Below are 8,098 nucleotides of genomic sequence, written 5' to 3'. Positions count from 1 at the left end.
GTGGTTTTATCTGTGGTTTCATCTGCAGTTTCATCTGTGGTTTTATCTGTGGTTTCATCTGCAGTTTCATCTGTGGTTTTATCTGTGGTTTCATCTGCAGTTTCATCTGTGGTTTCATTAATTAATTCGTTAGGCAGTTGAGGAAGTGTAATGGTTTCAACCGTTATAATTCTAATTTTTTTCTGAACTACCTCGTTTGTTGGAATAGATAAAGTTTGATACGAAACATCCTTGTGAAAATATGGATTAGATTTCATTTTTTTCTCCTTTCACAACGAACTTATTGGCTGTCCTTAACATATATTATATTATATAAATGAGGGATTACTTCACATAACGTGAAGTAATCCTCCATTTAATCTTGGTGATATAAAAAGTTGTTACTTAAGCACCATATCCCCCGCCCCAACAACTTGCACCAACGATAATAAGCAAGATAAACAATACAACTAGTAATGCAAATCCTCCGCCAAAACCACAACTGTTTCCATATCCTTTTTCTGTAGTCAAGATACACTCCTCCTTTTAGAAAAAATGAACTTCATAAACTAACAAATCCAAGCAGCACCAACGATAATAAGCAAAATAAACAACACGACTAGTAATGCAAATCCTCCGTTAAAACAACAACCACGTCCATACCCTTTTTCTGCAGCCAATATACACTACCCCCTCTAGAAACGAATGAACTTCATAAACTAACAAAAACAAGCAGCACCAACGATAATAAGCAAAATAAACAACACGACTAGTAATGCAAATCCTCCACAATTACTATAACCATGTCCATACCCTTTTCCTGTAGCCAAGATACTCCCCCCTATCCAAAGATGAATTTCATAATACTAACAGAAGTTCTATTAATACAGCTCGTAATGAAAACAAGTTAATATAGAAAGGTATTCTACTCATTGCAATCATGTTGTACTTGCTTCTCACTACACTGACACTATATGTATTGGGCTGTAAACGGTTATGTGCTTTTATATCAACTTTTCCATTTTTGATGAAAATGCCATTAATCAATTTATTAATTCTTACATATGAATTTACAGTTTTAAATTTCCTCATTTGAATTGAATCATTCATATATTTCCCCTCTACTTTGGTAATTCAAAAATACATACTATTTTCACTAAGTAACTAGTATATTATTTTAAGCTCTCTATGAATTACCCATATCTTATATTTTGTGTAACTAATTCAAACGCTAGAGTTCTTAATATTCTCAGCTTTAATAAGCTTCCATTTTTGAATTACATAGTATGATAAAATTGGGTAACTGTATACAATGAAAAACAAGATACATTAGTGAGACTGTATCATCAGTTCAAGTCGGAAATCGTAGTTTTTCTGATGTAAGATCCCTTCCGCCTAATCCAATTTATAAAAAAATAGTAATCACTTATCCCGCTATGAAAATGTAAAAGCTAAATTTTCACATTCAATTAACCGAGCAATTGGCTTTTGCTAACTGCTCTTTGTTTATAAAAAACGAACTCAATTGACTGCACGCACATATACTATTCTGTGTTCCTTTCTTTATCAATTGAATTAATCATTACAAAATGAAGCTCGTCACGAGAGCACTTTATTAAGTGCTCTTTTTTGATTTTAAACTAATACATACTGAAATTTTTATGATCATTTTTAGTTGAACTTCACATATCTTTAAATGAAGCTGGGTATTTATTAGCGATTGGGAGCGTCCTAATACGGCACTCCTTTTTTTGCATACACAAAATAGCGGTTTTATTAAAAAATCACTTTGATTTCTTATTTATGGTATAATATGTATAATTTTCCCCAAGAAAGGCTAAAGCAATGAGAAAATACTTCGGTTTCGTATCAATGTTTTTAACTTCAATCTTATTTTTCAGTTCATTTTCTAGGTATATACACTTTGATTTTTTTACTGCTATTTTTATACTGTCTATCTCAATTGTTTTAGCTATTCTTGCTCCAAAAGGAGATACTGCAAAAACAATTACTTTTACCATGTTAATCATTTTAGGTATTTTAATTGCTTGCGTATTAATTATCGCTACTATTATTGGTGCAGGTTTAGCTGAATCACAGCTACAACATTTGAAATAATTCTATTTCTCTCAAATAATTATTTTGTAGAATTTTTAAAAATTTATATATACTTATAATAAATATTTAGTTATACTATTAAAGTTCCTGACAGTCATTAATATGGAATCGACAATTGCAAAAATTTTAATTCCTTAAGTCCTAGCACTTTAAGCTAGGACTTTTCATCATTCAAATCACATACCATTTTAAATTAAATCCTCTATATCTAAATCCGTAGTACTTTTTATCGATTCCAAAACTGCTCCGTACTTTCTCCATACAAACTTGTAAACTAACTTCTTATATTCTTTACAAACTCATCATACAACATGGCTTTCACATCAAGTATTTCAGGCATTCGCTTCACCCCTTTTAATTTCTCTCATATCAGTAGGCCCTTTCCAGATACCCGCTTGTTTCCATTGTATTTTCTTTTTCCCAACATACGAGGGGCTAAGATCATACATAATACCAATATCTTTATCCGGTATACCTTGCATGTTTAAATTACTGACAACCTTAGGTGCTAAACCACTCGGAGTTTTCCTTCATATATACCTTCCTTGGATAGGTTGCAGTTTCTCTAATCCAAATTGATCTATCACTACTTCTGATACAGTAAGAGTCGATAAACAAAAACTGCGCTTTGCATTTGCCATCTTTTTTACTATCCTAAGCAAGGTTTCTCCTGTAGGATACTATACTTACAAAAGACAATACGAAATCCGAGTCCTCTTCAACGCGCGTATTATACAATGAATATAAATATTGAACTCATCGATGTAGATGCTCTTATTAGCATAATGAAGCATACATATTAAAGAGCTATTACTATACAAGGATTGGCTCTTTTCTTATAACAAACCGAAAATCAATTATTTTTGCAAAATACCTTCATAACATCTGTTATACTGTATATTGAAATTTAAAATACTTAAGGGGGGATTAGGATGGCAAAAGCAATTAATGAAAAAGAAGAAAAAAAGCGCAGAGGGTGCGGATGTTTTGGGTGCCTAGGTATTATTATTTTATTAATTATTTTAATTGGCTCTTGCGCTAAAGATTCGGATAACGATAAATCCGACAAAGCCGCTACTACTATTAAACAAGAAGAAACAAAGAAATCTGAGGAATCAAAGGAAGACGAGAAAAAACAACAAGATCTCCAGAAGCAACAAGAGGAACAAAAGAAACAAGAAGAGCTCAAAAAACAAGAAGCTGAACAAAAACGACAACAGGAACTTCAGAAACAACGTGATGAACAGCAAAAACAACAAGAATTGAAGAAACAACAAGAGCAACAAAAGAAACAAGAAGCTGCTACTCAACCCAAAACAAATCAAGTAACAGAACAAAATGGTACTTGTACTATCAAAGGCAATAAAAATAGTAGGGGTGAGAAAATTTATCATATGCCTGGTCAACAGTTCTATGATAAAACGAAAGCTGAAGAGATGTTTTGTTCAGAAGCCGACGCAAAATCTGCCGGTTATAGAGCATCAAAAAAATAAATTAAAAAATCGGCTCCTTACGAGCCGGTTTTTGTTTTTCTACCATCATCTCTAACAGTTTCAATAATCAGTATTAATAAATCCCATAGCATTTGTTTAAATTTCTCACTATTTAATAATTTAAATAAGAGATTCTGAATTTTCTCTTTTATATATTTATACATTACTTCTCCCACCACTTTTCTTTTAACATACTTTTAGCTATACTTCGTAAAAATTTACTTTTACTATTTAACGAAATATCTTCTAATAGCTTAATTGCAACTTCTTCATTAGATTGATTTCTATCCATATTTAGTAATTCTTCTGCTTTCTCTGAAAGTTCATCAACATTTATTTCAATATCATTTTTAACTGCAACATTAATTTCTTCCATTCTAACTTTCAATAAGCTTGATTCCTTTTCTACCGACTCTAATGCAGCACCCATTACTTTTGATTCAAACTTATTCTTTATCGCTTGTAATTCCGCGTGCTTTTGGGTTAACTGCAGTTCATTCTGAGAATCTACATTTCCGCTCTTATCCATGAATTTACCCCCTAATAATTTGTATATACAAACATTTTAACAGGAAAATATTCACAAATACAGAACTATATTTAGCATACACTTCTATATATTAATGATTAAATGTTAATATAAGGATGTAAACATTTAAAGGAGGATTATCATGATACCATTTAAATCAACATTACCCATGAAAGACTTTTTGGATACATTAAATAAACAAAAAGCAAATGTGATATTCACTCACGAAACAAATTCTACCCCTAGTCAGTATTTTGTAATTACTAAAGATCGTTATGACAGTGGTAATCACGTAAATTATTATCACATCTATGTTAATGGCTTGCTCTTACCAGTTGATATTGTAGGTACAGAAGCAAATGCTTTTTTAGTTATGTCAATATTATATAAAATCCTTTCTACATCAAATAATGCTAAGTCATTTATTTCTACTGAAGATGTACAATTACGTATTGAAGAATATCTTCCTTTATTACAAAAATGGATTGAAGACCCTCAATCCATGGAAGTTAACAATATTAACCTATATCCAAAGTGGTATTAAACTCTCTATCAAGAATGTTCAAATTAAATCATTCTATAAATGAAACATTCTGTATTGCGATATATATGTAACAATATACTTTAATCATATGTTAACAATAGAAGGTCTGCTTAAAAGTAACAGCAGACCTTTAATATTAAATCCCCTTTTCCCCTAGTTACTGCAAATATTTATTATCTTTATAAGCAGTGATATAGTATGTTTTGTGCTGACCATTATGTATAGTTATTGAATTATTCAATTACCACTAAATATTGACTTAATTTGTAAATTTAAATACAATATTAATTGTTATATTTATATTTATCAATAAAAAAATTTAATTAATTTGTGAAAAATTAATTATTAGGAGATTACTTATGAATTTCAAACAAATTATTTTAGCGGGCGCTGTTCTTGCTACATCAACATTTACTTCTTTGACAAATGTACACGCTGAGACTGGATTTCGTGATGTTCCTTCAGATCACTGGTCTTATAAAGCAATAATGGATTTAAAAGAGAGAAATATCTTTGCCGGTTATGGAAATGGTATTTTTGGTTTTGGCGATCCCATTACACGTGGTCAAGTTGCTAGGCTGTTATATGCATATTTACAACCAGTGGATGATCCTTCTTTCAAAAATCCATTCAATGATGTAAAAGGTACTATGTTTGAAAAAGAAATTTTAGCGATTGTAAAAGCTGGAATTATGAATGGATACGGTAATAGTAGATTTGGCCCAGATGATATTTTGACTCGTGAACAATTGGCTGCTGTATTAAAACAAGCTTTTAACTTAAAAACAACATCTATAACTACATTTAAAGATGTTGAAAAAAATTATTGGGCTACTAACGCAATTAGTGCACTACAAGAAAATAAAATTGTTGTCGGAACAGGGAATAGTATGTTTGAACCAAAAAAAATTGTAACTCGTGAACAATATGCACAATTTCTATATAACACAATAAATAAGGCAGCAGTTAAACCCGAATTAATACCTTTCGGTATCCATAGTTCTATGATTACAAATGATTTTTCTTACGATAGTAAAAACTGGAACAACGCTTCGCCTGTGCTAAAAAAATCCGTATCTAATGAAGCTCAAAATTTAATTACCAAAATAAATAAGAAATATAATGAGAATTATAGATACGCTAGCGCCTTTGTCAACAGTATGGGCCTTCCTGAAAGTGTACAGTTACGTACTTCTAACCCTAATTTGGGAAGGATTTATGATTTAGGACAAGGGCAGTTCTTTGTAGAAGGTGAAAATGAACATGATTTCTATATTATGTTTATAATTGATAACGCAACTGTTGAATTAGCAAAAAATTGGGTCCCAATGATAAATGCTAATCTGAATCTAGATAATGAAATTAATAATGCTGTAACAATAGCTCAAAAACGCCAATCTGGGCCATATTATCATACATACATAGAAAAAGATAATTACAAAATAGAGCTAGGGGTAAGCCCTCAAACTGAGAAAGGCTATGATGCATTATTCATAGGTGTTAAAAGAAAATAATTGATAGATAATAAAAAAACAAGGCCCCATTGGAGCCTTGTTTTCTGTTCACTTCAAATATTCATAGTATGACTTATGCACATCTAACCATCTAATAAAATTTTAAGTTGAGAGTTTGCAAGGTTTATTGTTAATTCATTTGGTGTATTGTGCGATTGGATTTGATGAATTGGTGAATATAAACTAAACAAACATAAAAAGAACCATCTAGACTAAAGGAAACAGTCCTTTTTCATCTCACATACACATAGGCTTCATTTGCTGTTACATAGTATGTTTTTCCTTTGCTATTGTGTACTTTATATTGTGACAATCCATTGACAGTTACTTTCGCATCAATCGTAAATCCTGCATCTACAAAAACAGCAACAACTATGGATAAAATATGTTTCTATTTCTTTTTCATTTCCTATTGTCATCCTTTTTCATAATTTTCGTATGGTCAAACAATCCACTTGCTGACAATCCGATAATCATTCCTTGAAATATATTCATTTTGATATCTTGTGACAAAAATAAAACACCTAGCATAATGCCAAGCGTCAAATTAAATATCGGGATATATTTCGTTTGCAATCCATTTGTTTTTGCAATTTGTGATAATCCTACAACAACCCCAATTATGGCCGTAATTTCAATCATTACATACCGCCACCTTTCAGGAGGAAAGTCAGAGCTGCTCCAATAAGACCACCAATAATAAGGCGTAAAATCCATGTTGTATTAGCGCTAATCTTATCTAATTGCTTATTGATATTAATAATGTCTTTTTCATTACCTGTTGTCCGCATTTCTAAACTTCTAATCTCTAATCGTATGTCTTTAATATCTTGCCTTATTTCCTGAACATCGCCTTTCACCTCTTGTATACCATCCATATTGCACCTCTTTCCCACTTCTTATTTGATTTAAAATAAAAAAGCCTACATTACATACGCTTGGCTTTTCATTTCATTATTTAGTTCCTTCTTTTTTATCTGTCTCTTCTATATGTCCCTCGATAGAATCCCCAACATCAACTTGTGCAGGAACTTCTACTGCTGGATCACCTGCTTTAACAATGGAAACCGTAATTGGACTACCTCTAAATAGCTCCACGTTAACATTAAAATTGCTAGCGGTAATAATCCCAGCATTCACTAAATTATCTACAACATCATCAATTTCCATAAACTTATTATCATTACCTGGCATCATATCCTTATTCGGAGCTGGATTTTGAATGAATTGCATAACTAACTTCTCTAAGATTGGAATGATTTGATTGATAATTTTGCTCTGTAATTGATTGTCCTCTAGATGTTTATTTTGGATAGGATTTGTCATCTTGTTCTCTCCCCCCAAAAACAAAAATAGAGCAGCTTATAGCTGCTCCGTTTATATTTTCTTTTCAGTTGTTATTTTTGTTAATTCTTCAGTTTTTAATTGTGCTTTAGGGATCTTCTATTTATACCGTTAACATTCTCTTCTGATGTGTTTAATTTATTTTTGATTTCACTATCTTTTTTCTTCATTTTTTCTAAAGATTTGTTAAATCCTTCATTTGGCTGTCTCATTTTAGTAACTGCTTTTCTATTTCTACTTGTGTGTTTTTCACTGGAGTAAGAGTTTGTATAATCTCTTTAATATTTTTGAAACTTCATTGTATTACTATGATACTTTTTTAGCACCTTCCATTTTTTAATTTCATTATTTTTTGTCGATGCAATGTCTATGTTAGCTAAATCAATTGTTTCTTTACTAATTCTACATCCAATATAATAAGCTCCTAACCTGTGCCACTCATACGAGCGGACCTTAACCTTTTATCGAATATCTACAATGTCAAAATGTTTCTCTGGTGCCCAACGATTCCCACCAATATCAATCCAGCCTTCTTTACGGAAGAATACTGTGAGAGGTTCCTTTGAGTTAATACTGC

13 protein-coding genes and 2 pseudogenes are annotated in these 8,098 nt (G+C 31.3%); 4 read left to right on the top strand and 11 right to left on the bottom strand.

Annotated elements, in window-relative coordinates:
• The 4 genes and pseudogenes from AC3WVA_RS28830 to AC3WVA_RS28815 form a co-directional block, all read right to left on the bottom strand.
• A pseudogene (locus AC3WVA_RS28830) lies at positions 1–257 on the bottom strand (hypothetical protein); the annotation flags it as partial.
• Between the two features lie 127 nt (positions 258–384).
• Entirely contained in the window at positions 385–510 is a 126-nt protein-coding gene (locus AC3WVA_RS28825; protein ID WP_088058124.1) for a YjcZ family sporulation protein, read from the bottom strand.
• A gap of 38 nt (positions 511–548) precedes the next feature.
• A complete protein-coding gene (locus AC3WVA_RS28820) occupies positions 549–659 on the bottom strand; it encodes a YjcZ family sporulation protein (RefSeq protein ID WP_195757016.1) in 111 nt (36 codons plus the stop codon).
• Between the two features lie 39 nt (positions 660–698).
• The gene (locus AC3WVA_RS28815; protein ID WP_097816455.1) at positions 699–809 is read right to left on the bottom strand and encodes a YjcZ family sporulation protein; all 111 of its coding nucleotides are present in this window, start codon (positions 807–809) and stop codon (positions 699–701) included.
• A 1,015-nt stretch (positions 810–1,824) separates the two neighbouring features.
• Here AC3WVA_RS28815 and AC3WVA_RS28810 point away from each other — a divergent pair.
• Positions 1,825–2,097: a hypothetical protein gene (locus AC3WVA_RS28810; protein ID WP_098092636.1), complete on the top strand. Its 273-nt coding sequence runs from the start codon at positions 1,825–1,827 to the stop codon at positions 2,095–2,097.
• Between the two features lie 530 nt (positions 2,098–2,627).
• On the opposite strand, the gene AC3WVA_RS28805 is transcribed toward AC3WVA_RS28810, so the two are convergent.
• Positions 2,628–2,759: a hypothetical protein gene (locus AC3WVA_RS28805; protein ID WP_445286021.1), complete on the bottom strand. Its 132-nt coding sequence runs from the start codon at positions 2,757–2,759 to the stop codon at positions 2,628–2,630.
• Between the two features lie 270 nt (positions 2,760–3,029).
• On the opposite strand from AC3WVA_RS28805, the gene AC3WVA_RS28800 reads away from it, so the two are divergent.
• Positions 3,030–3,590, top strand: a complete 561-nt coding sequence (locus AC3WVA_RS28800) for a sunset domain-containing protein (protein ID WP_492322414.1) — start codon at positions 3,030–3,032, stop codon at positions 3,588–3,590.
• A gap of 163 nt (positions 3,591–3,753) precedes the next feature.
• On the opposite strand, the gene AC3WVA_RS28795 is transcribed toward AC3WVA_RS28800, so the two are convergent.
• Entirely contained in the window at positions 3,754–4,119 is a 366-nt protein-coding gene (locus AC3WVA_RS28795) for a hypothetical protein (RefSeq protein WP_149173896.1), read from the bottom strand.
• 142 nt (positions 4,120–4,261) lie between these two features.
• Between AC3WVA_RS28795 and AC3WVA_RS28790 the strand changes: the two genes are divergently transcribed.
• Complete coding sequence (locus AC3WVA_RS28790; protein WP_492322413.1) at positions 4,262–4,663, top strand: hypothetical protein; 402 nt, start codon at positions 4,262–4,264, stop codon at positions 4,661–4,663.
• Positions 4,664–5,022: 359 nt separating this feature from the next.
• On the top strand, positions 5,023–6,177 hold the full coding sequence (locus AC3WVA_RS28785; RefSeq protein ID WP_272513094.1) for an S-layer homology domain-containing protein: 1,155 nt from the start codon (positions 5,023–5,025) through the stop codon (positions 6,175–6,177).
• A gap of 232 nt (positions 6,178–6,409) precedes the next feature.
• On the opposite strand, the pseudogene AC3WVA_RS28780 reads toward AC3WVA_RS28785, so the two are convergent.
• From AC3WVA_RS28780 to AC3WVA_RS28760, 5 genes and pseudogenes are all read right to left on the bottom strand, one after another.
• A pseudogene (locus AC3WVA_RS28780) lies at positions 6,410–6,547 on the bottom strand (N-acetylmuramoyl-L-alanine amidase); the annotation flags it as partial.
• Positions 6,548–6,579: 32 nt separating this feature from the next.
• The gene (locus tag AC3WVA_RS28775; RefSeq protein WP_070169080.1) at positions 6,580–6,819 is read right to left on the bottom strand and encodes a holin; all 240 of its coding nucleotides are present in this window, start codon (positions 6,817–6,819) and stop codon (positions 6,580–6,582) included.
• Entirely contained in the window at positions 6,819–7,055 is a 237-nt protein-coding gene (locus AC3WVA_RS28770) for a hemolysin XhlA family protein (protein ID WP_000348715.1), read from the bottom strand. Before AC3WVA_RS28770 ends, AC3WVA_RS28775 begins: the two co-directional genes overlap by 1 nt.
• A 76-nt stretch (positions 7,056–7,131) precedes the next feature.
• On the bottom strand, positions 7,132–7,503 hold the full coding sequence (locus AC3WVA_RS28765) for a hypothetical protein (RefSeq protein WP_492322412.1): 372 nt from the start codon (positions 7,501–7,503) through the stop codon (positions 7,132–7,134).
• A 95-nt stretch (positions 7,504–7,598) separates the two neighbouring features.
• Entirely contained in the window at positions 7,599–7,733 is a 135-nt protein-coding gene (locus AC3WVA_RS28760) for a hypothetical protein (protein ID WP_492322411.1), read from the bottom strand.
• Between the last annotated feature and the right edge of the window lie 365 nt (positions 7,734–8,098).

It is taken from the genome of Bacillus sp. EB106-04-02-XG92 (assembly GCF_058791995.1).
This window is presented reverse-complemented; position numbering and strand designations above follow the sequence as displayed.

What these genes read in the sequence shown, in the direction of transcription:
- AC3WVA_RS28810 (WP_098092636.1), top strand. Translation starts at nt 1,825, where the DNA reads ATGAGAAAATACTTCGGTTTCGTATCAATGTTTTTAACTTCAATCTTA.
- AC3WVA_RS28800 (WP_492322414.1), top strand. Translation starts at nt 3,030, where the DNA reads ATGGCAAAAGCAATTAATGAAAAAGAAGAAAAAAAGCGCAGAGGGTGC.
- AC3WVA_RS28795 (WP_149173896.1), bottom strand. Translation starts at nt 4,119, where the DNA reads ATGGATAAGAGCGGAAATGTAGATTCTCAGAATGAACTGCAGTTAACC.
- AC3WVA_RS28790 (WP_492322413.1), top strand. Translation starts at nt 4,262, where the DNA reads ATGATACCATTTAAATCAACATTACCCATGAAAGACTTTTTGGATACA.
- AC3WVA_RS28785 (WP_272513094.1), top strand. Translation starts at nt 5,023, where the DNA reads ATGAATTTCAAACAAATTATTTTAGCGGGCGCTGTTCTTGCTACATCA.
- AC3WVA_RS28775 (WP_070169080.1), bottom strand. Translation starts at nt 6,819, where the DNA reads ATGATTGAAATTACGGCCATAATTGGGGTTGTTGTAGGATTATCACAA.
- AC3WVA_RS28770 (WP_000348715.1), bottom strand. Translation starts at nt 7,055, where the DNA reads ATGGATGGTATACAAGAGGTGAAAGGCGATGTTCAGGAAATAAGGCAA.
- AC3WVA_RS28765 (WP_492322412.1), bottom strand. Translation starts at nt 7,503, where the DNA reads ATGACAAATCCTATCCAAAATAAACATCTAGAGGACAATCAATTACAG.
- AC3WVA_RS28760 (WP_492322411.1), bottom strand. Translation starts at nt 7,733, where the DNA reads ATGAGACAGCCAAATGAAGGATTTAACAAATCTTTAGAAAAAATGAAG.